The sequence below is a fragment of the Thalassospira sp. GO-4 genome, from assembly GCF_023588965.1.
Taxonomy (GTDB): domain Bacteria; phylum Pseudomonadota; class Alphaproteobacteria; order Rhodospirillales; family Thalassospiraceae; genus Thalassospira; species Thalassospira povalilytica.
Genome location: NZ_CP097807.1, coordinates 3,732,254 through 3,747,976 on the forward strand (window position 1 = coordinate 3,732,254; position 15,723 = coordinate 3,747,976).

The 15,723-nt window shown below is 54.6% G+C and carries 16 protein-coding genes; 11 read left to right on the plus strand and 5 right to left on the minus strand.

Annotated features, from left to right (window positions below; all coding sequences use genetic code 11):
* Positions 1-38 precede the first annotated feature (38 nt).
* The 3 genes from M9H61_RS17075 (at position 39) to M9H61_RS17085 (ending at position 3,496) form a co-directional block, all read left to right on the plus strand.
* Positions 39-1,277: an ABC transporter substrate-binding protein gene (locus tag M9H61_RS17075; RefSeq protein ID WP_250281847.1), complete on the plus strand. Its 1,239-nt coding sequence runs from the start codon at positions 39-41 to the stop codon at positions 1,275-1,277.
* A gap of 154 nt (positions 1,278-1,431) precedes the next feature.
* Complete coding sequence (locus M9H61_RS17080) at positions 1,432-2,214, plus strand: ABC transporter ATP-binding protein (protein WP_206927130.1); 783 nt, start codon at positions 1,432-1,434, stop codon at positions 2,212-2,214.
* Positions 2,215-2,260: 46 nt separating this feature from the next.
* Entirely contained in the window at positions 2,261-3,496 is a 1,236-nt protein-coding gene (locus tag M9H61_RS17085; RefSeq protein WP_250281849.1) for a phenylacetate--CoA ligase family protein, read from the plus strand.
* A gap of 74 nt (positions 3,497-3,570) precedes the next feature.
* Here the strand turns inward: M9H61_RS17085 and M9H61_RS17090 are convergent, their stop codons facing one another.
* Positions 3,571-4,836 carry a permease gene (locus M9H61_RS17090; protein WP_250281850.1) on the minus strand — a complete coding sequence of 422 codons (1,266 nt, stop codon included), beginning with the start codon at positions 4,834-4,836 and terminating at the stop codon, positions 3,571-3,573.
* A 131-nt stretch (positions 4,837-4,967) separates the two neighbouring features.
* On the opposite strand from M9H61_RS17090, the gene M9H61_RS17095 reads away from it, so the two are divergent.
* Positions 4,968-6,176 (plus strand): MFS transporter, encoded by a 1,209-nt coding sequence (locus M9H61_RS17095; RefSeq protein WP_228194546.1) that lies wholly within the window; start codon positions 4,968-4,970, stop codon positions 6,174-6,176.
* 46 nt (positions 6,177-6,222) lie between these two features.
* Here the strand turns inward: M9H61_RS17095 and M9H61_RS17100 are convergent, their stop codons facing one another.
* Positions 6,223-7,245 (minus strand): GNAT family N-acetyltransferase, encoded by a 1,023-nt coding sequence (locus tag M9H61_RS17100; protein WP_250281852.1) that lies wholly within the window; start codon positions 7,243-7,245, stop codon positions 6,223-6,225.
* A 165-nt stretch (positions 7,246-7,410) separates the two neighbouring features.
* On the minus strand, positions 7,411-7,554 hold the full coding sequence (locus M9H61_RS17105; protein WP_250281853.1) for a hypothetical protein: 144 nt from the start codon (positions 7,552-7,554) through the stop codon (positions 7,411-7,413).
* Here M9H61_RS17105 and M9H61_RS17110 point away from each other — a divergent pair.
* The 7 genes from M9H61_RS17110 (at position 7,553) to M9H61_RS17140 (ending at position 14,291) form a co-directional block, all read left to right on the plus strand.
* Positions 7,553-10,417 carry a monovalent cation/H+ antiporter subunit A gene (locus M9H61_RS17110; protein ID WP_250281855.1) on the plus strand — a complete coding sequence of 955 codons (2,865 nt, stop codon included), beginning with the start codon at positions 7,553-7,555 and terminating at the stop codon, positions 10,415-10,417. The genes M9H61_RS17105 and M9H61_RS17110 overlap by 2 nt on opposite strands.
* Before the next feature lies 1 nt (position 10,418).
* The gene (locus M9H61_RS17115) at positions 10,419-10,775 is read left to right on the plus strand and encodes a Na+/H+ antiporter subunit C (protein WP_101245462.1); all 357 of its coding nucleotides are present in this window, start codon (positions 10,419-10,421) and stop codon (positions 10,773-10,775) included.
* Positions 10,775-12,307: a monovalent cation/H+ antiporter subunit D gene (locus tag M9H61_RS17120; RefSeq protein ID WP_101245463.1), complete on the plus strand. Its 1,533-nt coding sequence runs from the start codon at positions 10,775-10,777 to the stop codon at positions 12,305-12,307. The genes M9H61_RS17115 and M9H61_RS17120 overlap by 1 nt, the downstream gene beginning before the upstream one ends.
* A 24-nt stretch (positions 12,308-12,331) precedes the next feature.
* A complete protein-coding gene (locus tag M9H61_RS17125; protein ID WP_233432970.1) occupies positions 12,332-12,820 on the plus strand; it encodes a Na+/H+ antiporter subunit E in 489 nt (162 codons plus the stop codon).
* Complete coding sequence (locus M9H61_RS17130) at positions 12,817-13,086, plus strand: K+/H+ antiporter subunit F (RefSeq protein WP_101245465.1); 270 nt, start codon at positions 12,817-12,819, stop codon at positions 13,084-13,086. Before M9H61_RS17125 ends, M9H61_RS17130 begins: the two co-directional genes overlap by 4 nt.
* Before the next feature lie 12 nt (positions 13,087-13,098).
* The gene (locus M9H61_RS17135) at positions 13,099-13,503 is read left to right on the plus strand and encodes a Na+/H+ antiporter subunit G (protein WP_101245466.1); all 405 of its coding nucleotides are present in this window, start codon (positions 13,099-13,101) and stop codon (positions 13,501-13,503) included.
* A 164-nt stretch (positions 13,504-13,667) separates the two neighbouring features.
* Positions 13,668-14,291 (plus strand): ribonuclease HII, encoded by a 624-nt coding sequence (locus M9H61_RS17140; RefSeq protein WP_250285071.1) that lies wholly within the window; start codon positions 13,668-13,670, stop codon positions 14,289-14,291.
* 38 nt (positions 14,292-14,329) lie between these two features.
* On the opposite strand, the gene M9H61_RS17145 is transcribed toward M9H61_RS17140, so the two are convergent.
* Together M9H61_RS17145 and arfB are read right to left on the minus strand one after the other, a co-directional pair.
* A complete protein-coding gene (locus tag M9H61_RS17145) occupies positions 14,330-15,112 on the minus strand; it encodes an acyl-[acyl-carrier-protein] thioesterase (RefSeq protein WP_250281857.1) in 783 nt (260 codons plus the stop codon).
* 101 nt (positions 15,113-15,213) lie between these two features.
* On the minus strand, positions 15,214-15,630 hold the full coding sequence (gene arfB / locus M9H61_RS17150) for an alternative ribosome rescue aminoacyl-tRNA hydrolase ArfB (RefSeq protein ID WP_101245469.1): 417 nt from the start codon (positions 15,628-15,630) through the stop codon (positions 15,214-15,216).
* Positions 15,631-15,723: the final 93 nt, after the last annotated feature.

Consider the following 15,723-nt stretch of genomic DNA (forward strand, 5'->3'; position numbering starts at 1 on the left):
GGCTATCTTTGATGAAAACGTCCAAGGGAGACGTCGTTATGAAGAGACTGATTGCTGCGACCGCGATGGTTGCAACCGGCTTGTCGTTCTCGGCAGCCAAAGCAGACGAAGTATTTGTCGGCCATCTGATGGATATTACCGGTGCGACCGGCTTTATCGGCAAGTTCTATGCTGATGGTGTGCGTGATGCGCTGTCTTACATCAACACCCATGGCGGGATTGACGGTACGGTTCTGGATTCTGAATCGGTTGACTATGCCTACAAGGTTCCCCAGGCGATTGCGAACTACAAGAAATGGCGTTCGCGCAACAACATGGTTGCCATGCAGGGCTGGGGTACAGGCGATACTGAAGCACTGATCAGCTTCGTTGCCAAGGACAAGGTTCCGGTCTACTCGGCATCCTATTCCGGTCACCTGACCGACCCGACCGCGAAAAACCCGAAAACGGCAAAACCGGCACCGTATAACTTCTTCTATGGCGCATCCTATTCCGATGCCTGCCGTGCAATGGTTCAGTGGGCTGCTGAAGACTGGAAAAACTCCGGTGGTTCGGGCAAGCCGGTCTTCTCGCATATCGGGGACAACCACCCGTATCCGAACGCACCGAAAGAAGCCTGTGCAGAATATGCCAACGAGCTTGGCTTTGAAGTAACCGCACCGGTGGTTGTTTCGATGAAGCCGGGTGACTTCAAGGCACAATGCCTGACCCTGAAAGAAGCCGGGACCAACTATGGGTATCTTGGCAACCTTGGCCCGTCGGTTGTGTCGCTGGTGAAATCCTGTGACACGGTTGGCGCGACCCCGAAATGGCTGGCCAACATCTGGGCGGGTGACTACGAAACGCTGAAAACCATTGGCGATGTTGAAAACTATGTCTTCCCGGCCATGACCAGCTTCTGGACCGACGAAGGCGTTCCGGGCATGGAACTGGTCCGCGAAATCTCCAAGATGTCTGATCGTTCGGGCACCGAGTTCCGCACCCACCATTACATCCGTGGCATTTGCTCGGCCTATTACATGAAAGAAGCCATGGAATGGGCAAAGGCCAATGGCGGCATTACCGGTGAAAACATCAAGGCCGGCATGTATGCCCGCACCAACTGGGTCCCCAAAGGCCTTGAAGGTGTGTGCATGGAAGCAACCTGGACTGCCGAAGACCATCGCGGCATCAACACCGTCAACATCTATAACGGCAGCGCCAAAGGCGGCGAAGTCACGGTCAAAAAAGAAACGACCGTTACCCTGCCGCGTCGTGACGACTGGCTCGGTTACTAAGATCTGAGTCCAGACAGACGAATGTCTCCCAGTCTGTTCGGGGGCAAGGCATAAGACGCAAGATGCCTTGTCCCCGACAGGGGGGATCACCAAGCGATAATTCGAAGGGGACACCATGGCAGAGCCCGCCCGCAAAATTGAGACCGCCGAACCGATGCTGTCGGTCAATAACATCGAAGTTGTTTATGACGAGGTCATCCTTGTCCTGCGCGGCGTATCGCTGGAAGTTCCGCAAGGCAAGATCGTTACCCTTCTGGGGCCGAACGGTGCTGGCAAGTCGACCACGCTTAAGGCGATTTCAGGTTTGCTGAAAACCGAAGACGGCGAAGTCACCCGTGGCGACATCAATTTCATGGGCCAGCAGATCGCCAATGGCAGCCCGGAAGAAATCGTGCGTTCCGGCCTGTTCCAGGTGATGGAAGGCCGCCGCATCATTGAAGACATGACCTGTATCGAGAACCTGCGTCTGGGGGCCTATACCCGCAAGGACAAGGGCGTCAAAGACGATATCGAAATGGTCTTTGAATATTTCCCGCGCCTGAAGGAACGCACCGGGCTTGCCGGTTATCTGTCGGGCGGGGAACAGCAGATGCTGGCAATCGGTCGGTCCCTGATGGCGCGTCCGAAAATGATCCTGCTTGATGAACCGTCCATGGGCCTGTCGCCGCTTCTGGTCAAGGAAGTGTTCGGGATTATCGAAAAGATCAATCGCGAACAGGGCATCACGATGCTGATCGTTGAACAGAATGCCAACTTTGCGCTTAAGGTTGCCGACTATGGCTATATCATGGAAAGCGGCAAAGTGGTTCTTGACGGTACCCGCGACGAGCTTTTGAACAACGAAGACGTCAAGGAATTCTATCTTGGCGGTGGTTCCGAAGAACGCAAAAGCTTCAAGAACATCAAGTCCTACAAACGCCGCAAGCGTTGGCTGTAACGGCCTGAATGCTTTGGTGACTGAATTTTGAAGAAAGACGGGCAGGATGCTGACGACATATTACGACGCACGTGAAACGCGCAATCCCGCAGACCGCGAAGCCGGTCTGATGGCGGCACTGCCGCGCATCCTTCATCATGCAAAGGAAAAGTCGACCGGCTATGGCCGCATTCTTGCCGATATCGACCCGCGAACAATTACATCGCGTGATGCGCTGGCAAACTTGCCGGTAACCCGCAAATCCGATCTGATTGATGCCCAGGCCCGGGAACTTCCCCTTGCCGGATTGAATGCAACGCCGGTTCCGGCGATGGCGCGCATGTTCCAAAGCCCCGGCCCGATCTATGATCCGCAGGGAAAAGGCGATGACTGGTGGCGCATGGGCCGTGCGTTCTTTGCGGCCGGTTTCCGTCCGGGCGATATCGTGCATAACTGCCTGTCCTATCACCTGACACCGGGTGGGTTCATTTTCGACAGCGGGGCGCGTGCCTGTGGCTGTGTGGTCGTACCGGCCGGCGTCGGGCAAAGCGAAGCCCAGGTCAAAGCGATCAGTGATCTCAAACCGGCTGGCTATAGCGGCACGCCATCTTTCCTGAAAATCCTGATGGAAAAGGCCGATGAACTCGGCGCCGATATTTCATCGATCAAGCGTGCCCTTGTTTCGGGCGAAGCATTACCGCCGTCGTTGCGCGACTGGTTTGCGGAACGCGGGATTGCGATGCTGCAATGTTATGCCAGTGCCGACCTTGGTCTGATTGCCTATGAAAGTGACGCCAAGGACGGCATGATCATTGCCGAAGACATTATCCTTGAAATCGTGCGCCCGGGCACCGGGGAACCGGTTGCAGATGGCGAAGTCGGCGAAGTGGTGGTCACGACCCTGAATATGGATTATCCGCTGATCCGGTTTGCTACGGGTGATCTTTCGGCGATTGCGGTTGGGCAAAGCCCGTGCGGGCGCACCAATGACCGGATCAAGGGATGGATGGGCCGTGCCGATCAAACCACCAAGGTCAAAGGCATGTTTGTCCATCCAAGTCAGGTTGCCGAAATCGTCAAACGCCACGACGCCATCACCAAGGCGCGTCTGGTTGTAACCCGTGAAAATGACAATGATGTCATGACCCTTCTGTGCGAAGGCAACGAGGCATCAGCAGATCTGGACGCGATTGGTGAAACCATGGCCGGTGTTTGCAAGCTGCGCGGCGTGGTTGCCTTTAACCCGTCCGGAACATTGCCAAATGACGGCAAGGTCATTGATGACCGGCGCGATCACGGATAATCGCGCCGATAGTGCCAAATTTTATTCCCGCTCGGGATAACTTGCGCCGTCCGGTCTGACCGGGCGGTGTTTTTTTAGGACACCGCTGTTCCGATCTGCACCACAAGTCCACCTGCCAATATCAGGAATATCACACCGATCAGGGCATTTTTCGGGGTCAGTATCGATGTCTTGCTGCCGTGATGATCATGTCCGTGGTCATGTTCGTGATCATGATCGTGGTTGTGACCATGCCCGCCGGAACCAGCTTTTTGTGCCAGTGCGCGCAACCGGATCAAAACGGCTGCCAGTACAAATGCCGCAATGTTCAGGAACAATGTGTAATTGACGCCAAATGCGCTGATTTCGGCAATGTCCCGGCTGCTTTCGGGGACCTGGTCAAGTGCCGCAAATGCATAATGCAGAAGCAACGCCGTTGCGACGATACTGACATACATCACACCCGCAATATAAAGCGCGGTCTTCCAGCCGTAATAGCGTGCATTCACTTTCACCAGCGGCGGGACCATCAAATCGGAATAGATAAAGCCCATAATACCGGCAAAACTGACGCCGCCTGCACTCAGCACAGTGGCAAGCGGGATATTGCCCATGGACCCGATAAAGGTCGCAGCGGCAACAAACGGGGCAATCAATGCGTTTTCCAACACCCGCAGGAATGGCAGATCGGCACCGCTTGCGCCATCATCGGCAAGAAACAGCGTCTGCCAAACATGGTCTGGCACAAACACCGCAATAAATCCGGCAACGGTAAAACCGATCAGGATTTCACGCCAAACCATTTGCCATTCCATGACGAAACGGTTGCCGACCTGTTGCCATCCCTCGATCGATGCAATGCGTTTTTTCCAGTCGAAATCGTCATCCTCATGACCGGTCGCGTCATCTGCATGATCGCGGGCCTTGTCAATCAGTTTGGTCGGATATGTCAGACGGATCAGGATGGCCGAAATCACGATCATGATGATTCCACCGACGATCTCTGCGACCAGAAACTGCCATCCGAGAAACAGAAAGATCAGAACGCCCAGTTCAATGACCAGATTGGTCGATGCAAACATGAAAGCGACGGTTGCGATGAAATGCGCGCCTTTCTGAAAAAGCGATCTCGCAGCGGACAGCGCGGCAAAAGAACAGGAACTTGAAAGCGCGCCAAACATCCCGGCCAGTGAAATGCTTTTGGCACCGCCATCGCCCATATGGTCAACCAGTCGGCGTTTGGGCACAAAGACCTGGATTGCAGCACTGATGGCATAGCCAAGAACGAAAGCCCAAAGCGCATTCCAGAAAAAACCAAGGGCCGTTACAACGCCATATGCATATTGATCAAGAATGTTCATTTCTGCCGTCCGCTCGGAATTGGAAATTCATCGGGATAAACATCTAACGGTCAGAATTTCAAAGAGTTCCAAGATAGGTTTTTGTCCGCATCTGTGTATGATGTGCAAAACATCAAACATGCGGGGGGACAATGGCGCGCACGGGCAAAGGCTTTGCCGTTACAATGATTACGGTTTGCCAGTTAATGGCACTTGCCCTGTGGTTTTCGGCGACCGCGGTGCTGCCGCAATTGCGCAGCGAATTCGATATCGGCGCATTGCAATCTTCGCTGTTTACCAGTTCGGTTCTTCTTGGCTTTGTACTGGGGACGGTAACCAGTGCGGTTTTCGGATTGGCCGACCGGATCGAACCGCGTCGTTTCTGGGCCGCGTCGGCGATCATTGCCGCAACCGCCAATATCCTGATCCTTGTGGTGCCGATTGATGGTGTGGTGGTGATCTTGCTGCGCCTGATCACCGGCATATGCATGGCGGGCATCTATCCGATCGGCATGAAAATGGTTGCGACCTGGTCGCGCGGCGATACCGGATTTCTGGTCGGGCTTCTGGTTGGGGCGTTGACCATGGGGTCGGCCTTGCCGCATCTGTTTTCGGTGGCGGTTCCCCTTGATTGGCGATTGGTGATCGTAACGGCAAGTGTGTCGGCCTATCTGGCGGCCTTTGCCGTTTTGTTTGTGCATCTGGGCGGAACACCGGGAAGGTCGCCGCGCTTTGATCCGCGCATGGTTGGTAAAATCTGGTCCAACAAGCCATTGCGCCATGCCTGTTATGGTTATTTCGGGCATATGTGGGAACTTTATGCCATGTGGGGCTGGATCGGGTTGTTCCTGTACGGGGCCTATTCAGATCGGATGGTCGATAATCCCGGCATGTGGTCGGCATTATCCACCTTTGCCATCGTCGGGATCGGGGCGTTCGGATCGCTTGCCGGGGGATATTATGCCGACCGGATCGGGCGGACGACCGTTACAATTACCGCCATGGTCATCAGCGGTGCCTGCGCACTGGTTGCCGGTGCCTTCGGGGATGCGCCATTTGCGGTCCTTCTTCTGATCTGTATTGTCTGGGGTATTTCGGTGGTGGCGGATTCCGCACAGTTTTCATCCTGCGTGATTGAACTGGCCGATCCCCATCAGGTCGGTACGGCATTGACTCTGCAAAATGCCATCGGTTTTCTGATCGCGCTGGTATCGATCCATCTGGTGCCGGTTGTTGCTGACTGGGCCGGTTGGTGGGGGGCGTTTGCCATGCTGTCGATCGGGCCGGTAGCCGGCACAATTGCCATGATCCGTTTGCGCATGATGCCCGAAGCATCGCTTCTTGCTGGTGGGCGGAAGTGAAGATTTTAATTTGGAAATTTGAGCTACAGGATAGCCCGGAATAGGGTCAGATTCTTCCTTTTCGGTAGAACTTAACTGAACAATGGCATCTCTCGCCGTAAGAAATGCATTCAAATTTCTTGGCTTCGCACTCTTCTTTCCAGTAACAGTTATTTTCCGCCCATTCTGCGTAGTCGTTATGCAGCAACAGACTTTTTATCGGAGTTTTTCCTTCAACTGTCCAAGCAGGTACGATCAAGCACGTTGAACCTCGCTCTTTAAGCTCATTCTCAGAAAACTTGATCAGCTTCGTCCCTATCCCGTGCCCTCGAAACTTACGTCGGACAGCGATAGTTTTGATTGTTCCTAGATTACCATCTTCATCCGCTACCCTAACGTCATCAGGAAGCACGGCCATATTAAGTTTTGTCAAATGTTTGATGGAATGCGCGGGTTCGACTTTTCCAAAACAATATCCGGCGAACTCACCGTTAACTAGTGCAACAACAGCATAATGTTCTGTGTCGTTTTTAATTGCCGTTCGATCAATATATCCGTTTCCAAATGCATTCGCAGATGTGTGAAGGATGTCGTTTAGGTATTCAGATTCATAACGGACTATTTGGCAGTCTAAAACACGGCGAAACCAATACCTTCCTGAGTTTGTTATCTTATTATCGTGGTCATATCCATTCCACATGCCGTCAAGAATATTCGGTTGGATTCTGAGGTAAAATGAGCCGACGCCCTCGTCGTAAACGGCGTCCGCCGAGTATACCCCCGATACATGACCGCCCTGAAGAATGGTTCCGTCCAGCGTCCAGCTTCTTCCCCCAGACATCGAATTGGTAATTCTAACTTCTGAGCCTTTTTGTTTGATTGTGGCCATGCTGGGTACCACAATTTGCTCTCCGCCTACCACATCCTCGAAGAACGAGATGTATTCGCCAGAGACAGGAAACTTCGCTTCAATCTTTTTCCTGTTGTAAAACTTTACTCCTAACGTGGCTGTTGCCACGACAACACCGCCCAATGTGCCAGTAATTAATTCACTCAGAATGTTTGAAATGCTTGGAAGATACTCAATCATTTTACGGCCTTACGGAGGGAGGAGTTCGTTCACGATAGCTATTTTTCAAAAGAATTATCTAAATTATTAGTCGGTTTCCTAAGCATGTTACAACTATCAAGTGTTGGATGAGGTGGGAGATGCTTGGTTGCAGGAAAGTTTTAAATGCAGGTGCCGTGATCGGTGTCACTTGACAGGCTCAAGGTAAAAAGCTGCGCCGTTTGGGTTTTCTTGACCATTTTCTGAACAAATATTACCTTCTGCCGGAATTTTCTTGCTGTCTCGCGTTGGGGGCGATGCGGCGATTATCCAAAAATAAGGGTCTTTCATGAGTCTCACCCTCATTGTTTTGCTTCCCTTCATTGGGGCGGTCTTGCCCGCCATAATGATCAGGGCCGGGCGCAATGCATGTGCAACTGCCACCGGTTCTGTCACGCTGCTTGCCCTGATCCTTTTGATGGCAAAGGCCCCAGCGGTCATTGCCGGCGAGGTATTTCAGGTCAGTTATAATTGGCTGCCGGAACTGGGTCTGAATGTGACCTTCTTCCTGGATGGTCTTGGATTGCTGTTTGCGACACTGATCCTTGGCATCGGTTTGCTGATTATCATCTATGCGCGGTTCTATCTGTCAAAGAACGATCCCATGGGGCGCTTTTATGTGTTCCTGCTCCTGTTCCAGGGGGCCATGGTCGGTATCGTTCTTTCCGATAATATTCTGCTGCTTCTGATTTTCTGGGAACTGACATCCCTGTCATCGTTCCTGCTGATCGGGTACTGGAAACATCTGCCAGAAGGCCGTCAGGGCGCGCGCATGGCGCTTGCCGTGACCGGTGCTGGTGGTTTGGCGATGATTGCGGGGATGCTGATCCTTGGCGATATCGTCGGCTCCTATAACCTGACCGATATTCTTGCCAATGCCGATCTGATCCAGGCATCGCCGATGTATGTTCCGGCACTGGTTCTGATCCTTTTAGGCTGTTTCACCAAATCGGCACAGTTCCCGTTCCATTTCTGGCTTCCCCATGCCATGGCCGCACCGACCCCGGTTTCGGCCTATCTGCATTCGGCAACCATGGTCAAGGCCGGTATCTTCCTGATGGCGCGCATGTGGCCGGTTCTGTCGGGCACACCGGAATGGTTCTATATCGTGGCGACCGCCGGTCTGGTCACGATGGTTCTGGGCGCATGGATCGCGATCTTCAAACATGACCTTAAGGGACTTCTGGCCTATTCGACGGTCAGTCACCTTGGTCTTGTCACCATGCTGTTTGGTTTTGGAACGCCGATGGCCGCAGTTGCCGGTGTTTTCCACATCATCAACCATGCGACCTTCAAGGCGGCCCTGTTCATGACGGCGGGTATCGTCGATCATGAAACGGGAACCCGTGATATTCGCCGGTTAGGCGGATTGCTGAACCTGATGCCGATTGCCGGGACCATCGGCATTATCTCGGCGGCATCGATGGCCGGTGTCATTCCGTTTAACGGCTTCCTGTCCAAGGAAATGATGCTGGAGGAAGCTTGGCATACGGTCTGGTTCGATCAGAACTGGCTTGTGCCGCTGCTGGCCACGATTGGTGCGATCTTCTCGGTTGCCTATTCCTTCCGGTTTATCTTCCATGTCTGGCTGGGCAAACCGCGTGATGAAAACCTTCCGCATCATCCGCATGACCCGCCGTTCGGCATGTGGGCGCCGCCTGCATTCCTGACCGTTCTTGTGGTTCTGATCGGCCTGTTCCCGGCAACCATTGCCGGTCCGCTGGTGGCGGCGACATCCGGTGCGGTGATTGGCGGGGAACTGCCGGAATATCATCTGGCACTTTGGCATGGTTTGACCCCGGCACTTGGCATGAGTGCGATTGCCCTGGTTCTGGGGGCGCTTTTGTTGATGCGTCATGCGGGGCTTCTGTCGGCGACAGCAAACCTGTCGCGTCCCGATGCCAAATCCATGTTTGATTGCGCAATGGCCAAGCTGGTAGCACTCAGCCGCTTTGTCTCGGACAACCTGCATAACGGCTCCTTGCAGCGTTATCTGGCGATCATGGTGGTTTCGGCTGTGGCAATCGGTGTTTCGGGCTTTTATGCCAAACCCGATTACCTGTCGGGTTCGCGTGAACTTCTTGAAGTTTCACCGCCGGCGGCCATTGCCTGGCTGTTGCTGGTCGTGACCTGTATCGCGTCGGTCTTCATGCATCACAACCGGTTGCTGACCTTGCTTCTGGTCGGTGTGATCGGCCTGATCGTGTCACTTGGCTTCATCTATCTTTCGGCACCGGACCTTGCCCTGACGCAGATCTCGGTCGAGGTGGTGACGGTCATCCTGATGTTGCTGGCACTCAATATCCTGCCCAAGGAAACGCCAAAGGAAAGCCTGCCGGGCCGCAAGATGCGTGACGGGATTGTTTCCATTGCTGCGGGACTTGGCATTGGCGGGGCGATCTGGGCAATCATGACACGTGATCTGCCCAACTCGATTTCGGCTTATCATCTGGCGAATTCGAAAACAGAAGGCGGCGGTACCAACGTTGTGAACGTGATCCTCGTCGACTTCCGTGGCTTTGATACATTTGGCGAGATCATCGTTCTGGGCATCGCGGCACTGTCGATCTTTGCCCTGATTGAAACCGTCACCCAGGGCGAAGCCGCCAAGCGTCTTGCCAACTGGGTTGTCGATAATCGCCGGTCGGCTGATCGCCATCCGATGATGATGGTGGTGGCAACGCGCGTGATGTTGCCGCTGTCGCTGATGGTGGGTGTTTACATCTTCCTGCGTGGCCATAACGAGCCGGGCGGTGGCTTTATCGCCGGTCTGGTCGTTTCGGTTGCGTTGGTCATGCAATATATGGCGTCGGGCTTTGGCTGGACCCAGAACCGCATGAAGGTGAACTATCACGGCATGATCGGTCTGGGCGTGATTGCGGCTGCGATTACCGGTGTTTCGGCATGGGTTGCGGGGCTTCCGTTCCTGACCAGCGGTTTCACCCATGTTCATCTGCCGATTGTTGGCGAATTTGAACTGGCATCTGCCATGGGCTTTGACCTTGGCGTGTTCCTGACCGTGGTCGGGGCGGTGATGCTGGCCCTTGCCAAACTGTCACAGGTTGAACGCATGGCCGAACATGTCGATGTGAACCTTGATCCGATGGATCATGATCCGTCTGCATCTGTAGCAACCCCGGAAAAGGAGGCCTGATATGGAGTTTCTTGTAGCAAGCAGTATTGGGCTTCTGACCACGTGCGGCACGTATCTGTTGCTGCGCGGGCGGACTTTCCCGGTGGTGATCGGTCTGGCCTTGCTGTCCTATGCGGTGAACGTGTTCCTGTTCGCGATGGGCCGCCTGACGATCAATATGCCGCCGATCCTGCGTGATGGCGTGACCGAATATACCGATCCGTTGCCCCAGGCACTTGTCCTGACGGCGATTGTGATCTCGTTCGGCATGACCGCCCTGATCGTTGTTCTGTCGATCCGGGCTTATCTTGAAATCGGCAATGACCATGTTGACGGTCGCCCGGTTGGCGAGCCATCCGAAGCAGGAGATAAAAACTGATGGGTGACTGGATTGTTGTTCCCATAGTGCTGCCCGCCGTGATGGCCGCCCTGATTGTTCTGGCGGTCCGTCACGACATTTTGTTGCAGCGCGTATTTTCGATCACGGCGACCGTGGCCCTTGTGGCGGTGACGCTGTCACTGGTGGTTTTTGCCAATGGCAATGACCCGGAAATGTACGCCTTGTCGAACTGGCCTGCACCGTTTGGGATTGTGCTGGTGCTGGATCGCCTGTCAGCGATGATGGTGTTTCTGACATCGCTTCTGGGACTTGGTGTTGTCCTGTTTGCCTCAAGCGAATGGGATCAGCGCGGCAAGCATTTCCATGCCCTGTTCCAGTTCCAGCTGATGGGGGTCAATGGTGCGTTCCTGACCGGTGACGTATTCAACCTGTTCGTGTTCTTCGAAGTTCTGCTGATCGCGTCATACGGCCTGATGCTGCATGGCGCAGGGGCTGAACGGCTGAAGGCCGGCATGCAATATATCGTGATTAACCTGACGGGATCGTCGCTGTTCCTGATCGGGGTTGGCATGATCTATTCCGTGACCGGTACGCTGAACATGGCCGATCTCGCGGTTCAGGTGGCCAATGTCGCGCCGGGTGATGCTGCTCTTTTGCGGGCTGGTGCGCTGGTCTTGCTTCTGGTGTTCTGTGTCAAGGCGGCACTGGTTCCGATCCATTTCTGGCTTCCGGGAACCTATGCCAATGCACCGGCACCGGTTGCTGCCCTGTTTGCCATCATGACCAAGGTCGGTGCCTATTCCGTGCTGCGTGTCTATTCACTGGCCTTTGGCGATGCGGCCGGGGACATGGCCTGGCTTGCACAGCCGTATCTGATGCCGGCAGCTTTGATCACGCTTGTTCTGGGTATGGTCGGCGTGGTTGCGGCAAAACGTCTTAACGGCTTGATCGCCTTTTCGGTGATCGGGTCGATGGGAACGCTGCTGATTGCCATTGCCCTGTTCACACCCGAAAGTATTGCGGCGGGCCTTTATTACCTGTTGCATTCGACCTTCTCGGGCGCGGCCCTGTTCCTGATTGCTGATCTGGTGGTGTCACGTCGCGGACAGTTTGGCGACAGCCTGCATACCGCACCGACATTCCATCAGTCGGGCTTCCTGGCTGTTCTGTTCTTTGTCGGGGCAATTGCCATGGCCGGTATGCCGCCGCTAAGCGGCTTTATCGGTAAACTTCAGATCCTTGATGCGGCGCGTGGAAGCGATGCCATGGTCTGGATCTGGGCGATCATTCTGGTGACGTCACTGCTGTGCATTATCGGCTTTGGCCGGGCGGGCAGTGTCCTGTTTTGGAAAAGTGCGTCGGTCGAAGGTGAAATCACGGTCGAAGGCGCGAAATGGCCGGTTCTGCCGATCATTGCCACGTGCGGCATGCTGGGTGGACTGGTTGCCCTGACGGTCTTTGCCGGTCCGATTACCGATTATCTGCACGGTGTTGCTGCGCAGATTTTTGATACTTCGGGCTATATCCAGGCGGTGCTGGGCGAAGGTGCCCTGGCATTGCTGGGCCAGTAAGCGGAAAGGACAAGGAACATAATGATGAAACGTTATCTCCCCCATCCGCTTTTGACACTGGCCTTGCTGGTGGTGTGGGTGTTTCTGGTCAACGAGGTTTCGGCAGGTGCCGTTATCTTCGGCCTTATTCTTGCGGTCATCATTCCGTTGATCACCGCAAGTTTCTGGCCGGCCCGTCCCAAGGTGGGCAATGCCTATGCGATTTGCGAATATGGTCTGGTGGTTTTGTGGGACATTCTGGTGGCAAACGTCATTGTTGCCGGTCTTATCCTGTTTCGCAAAACCGAAAGCCTTGAGTCAAAATGCGTTGTCGTTCCGCTTGATCTGACCTCGCCCGAGGCGATCACGACCCTTGCCGGAACCATCACCATGACGCCGGGCACGGTGACCATCGATTTGAGTGCCGATGCCAAAAGCCTTCTGGTTCATTGCCTGCATGCCCCCGATCCACAGGGCGTGATCGATGACATCAAGAACCGCTACGAACGCCGTCTGAAGGAGATCTTCGAATGATCGAATATGCACTGAATTTCGGCTTTGTCTGTGTGGCGCTTGCGCTTTTGATGAACCTGTATCGCCTGACCGTGGGGCCGACCACGGCCGACCGGGTTCTGGCGGTTGATACGATGGCGATCAATGCGATTGCGCTTCTGGTGCTGTATGGCATCGGAAAATCAACGGCGATGTATTTCGAAGGCGCGTTGCTGTTTGCAATGTTCGGGTTTGTTTCAACGGTGGCCTATTGCAAGTTCGTCTTGCGTGGCGACATCATCGAATAAGGGAGCGATAAGATGCCGTTTGTTGTTGAACTCATCATTTCGCTTCTGATCGTGATTGGCGGGGCTTTCTTGCTGATCGGGTCTTTCGGGATGATCAAACTCAAAGAACTGCTACCGCGTCTGCACGCACCGACCAAGGCCAGTACTGTCGGGCTTGGCGGTGTGCTGATCGCGTCAATGCTGTTCTTCTGGGTTGAACGTGGCCATTTCACCATTCACGAATTGCTGATTACGCTGTTCATCTTCCTGACAGCACCCATCACCGCAAATCTGATTGCCAAGGCCTACATGCTGCTGAATGTCGATCCGCACAAGGATCTTCCGCCATCGAAGCAGGATGAAGGCTGGGCCACCTTTGATCCGATCGGACCCGAAGGTTACGACCCAAGCGAAGAATACAAGGAAAAGGAAACCTGAAAGGCAGGGGACCTTTAATTGATCAAACGGCACCGGTTATCCGGTGCCGTTTTTTGTTATGCTGGTGCGTGAATTCACCCCAAGGAAGCAGCCCGGACAAACTGCGATATTGTCGGTCACCGGGCAGCTTGCTATGACGGTGGAAAGAGAGAGTGACCAGAAACATGCCGGACTTTACCATCGAAGATCAGTATAGCGGGCGTATTGCCGGGATCGACGAAGTCGGTCGCGGGCCACTGGCCGGTCCGGTGGTGGCGGCCGCGGTCATCTTGCCGCGGGATGCAAGATTGCCCGATATTCTGGTTGCAGAACTCAATGATTCCAAAAAGCTGTCAGCCAAAAAGCGCGACAAGCTTTTTGGCGTGATCATGGAATGCGCCGAAGTCGGTATCGGGGCGGCATCCGTTCGTGAAATTGACCAGATCAATATTTTGCAGGCAACCTACGTCGCCATGCGCCGCGCGGTCGGACGTTTGGCAGTGGTGCCCGATCAGGCACTGGTGGATGGTAATCGTGATCCCGGCCTGCCATGCCATGTCGAAACCGTGGTCAAGGGCGACAGCAAATCCTTGTCAATTGCCGCAGCATCAATTGTGGCCAAGGTCGTGCGCGATCGCGCCATGGCACGGCTTGCAACGCGCTATCCCTTTTTCGGCTGGGAAGGCAATGCGGGGTATGGGGTGAAAAAACACATGGCCGGGCTTGGCGAAGTCGGACCAACCCCGCATCACCGCAAGAGCTTCAAACCGATTGCCGATCTTTTTGATGCCATGATGGACCGGGCGTGAGGCGATCCGGGTGCCGGTTATCGTGATCCTTGTCCGCGTTACGCCAGTGCCAGGGCATTGCGCGCCACAATATGGGCACGCACAAGGTCCGTGCCGTCTTCTTCGCGACTGACCGCGGCAAAGCCGTTGGCATGGCGCAGCTCGACCCGTTCATGAACGCGGCATTCTGTTCTGAACTGGATATCAAGACTTTCGGGATGGAAATCAGGACGGCTGTTTTGCCCCGAAACCCCCAGCACCCACTGCATCAGGCGCACATTATTGACATGCCCATACAGATCAAGGTCCGATGGCCGTGCCTTGATCGTGTCAATTGCAGGCAGGGGATCGGTGGTAAAGGCCGGGCGCAAGGGCGGTTCAATCAGTTTGGGGCCGGGCGGATCAGGCAGGCGTTCTTCAATCCAGTCCGGCCATTGGGCCGCGCGCCGTTCGCGCAGGTCAAACATCACCCAGTAACTTTGCGCAACGCCGATCACATCCCCTTTGCTGTTCGACAGGCGGAAATCGCGGGTCGCAACCCGGCGCGATACACCTGACGGCCAGGTTTCAACCAGAATTTCCTCGCCATTGCCGGGATAGTCGCGGATATGGATCACCATACGCGCCAGAACCCATGCAATGCCCTGGTCAACCGTATCGTCATAAGCCAGTTTCAGGATCCGCGCGCCCCAACCGGCAGCATCCTGCATATAGTCGGCAAGGGCCGGCATCATGACTTTGCCGTTTTCACCAATTTCGGAATAGCGCACACGATAGGTGCCTTTCCAACCGCAATTGGTCGGCAGGGGGGCTTTGGCGATGTGATCCCAGTCGATGATCATGTTCTGAACCTGAATGTCATGTCCGTTCGGTTTTAAAAGCCCGTTGCAGCCGGTGTAAACAGGATGGAAAGGGCCGTGTGCCTGTGGCCAATAGCCGGGCCTCAGTCGATCGGGCGTTGGCGCATTTTCTTGATATCGCCGCGCTTTTTCTTGGTTTCAACGCGTTTGCGCTTGGCCGAAAGGGACGGGCGGGTTTTGACGCGGTATTTCTTGCGCTCGGCAGCCTTGCGCAACAGGGCCAGCAATCTTTCAATGGCGTCTTGCTTGTTGCGTTCCTGGGTTCGGTGTCGTTGGGCGTCAAAGATGATTTCCCCGTCATTGGTCAGCTTGCTTCCGGCCAGTTCACGCAACCGGTCGCGCACCCGTTGGGGCAGTTCGGTCAGATCATCAATGCGCACCCGCATCTGGACCGCACTGGACACCTTGTTGACATTCTGCCCGCCGGGACCGGATGCACGGACGAACTGAAAATGCAGATGGCGTTCATCCAGATAAAGGCCATTTTCAATTTCAAGCATGGTCAACCGTTCGGAATCATAAGGTGTCAAAGAGGGTAAAAATAACTGAGTGTAATGGTCGGCTATTTGTTGAATTTCGCAATCGCAGCGCCT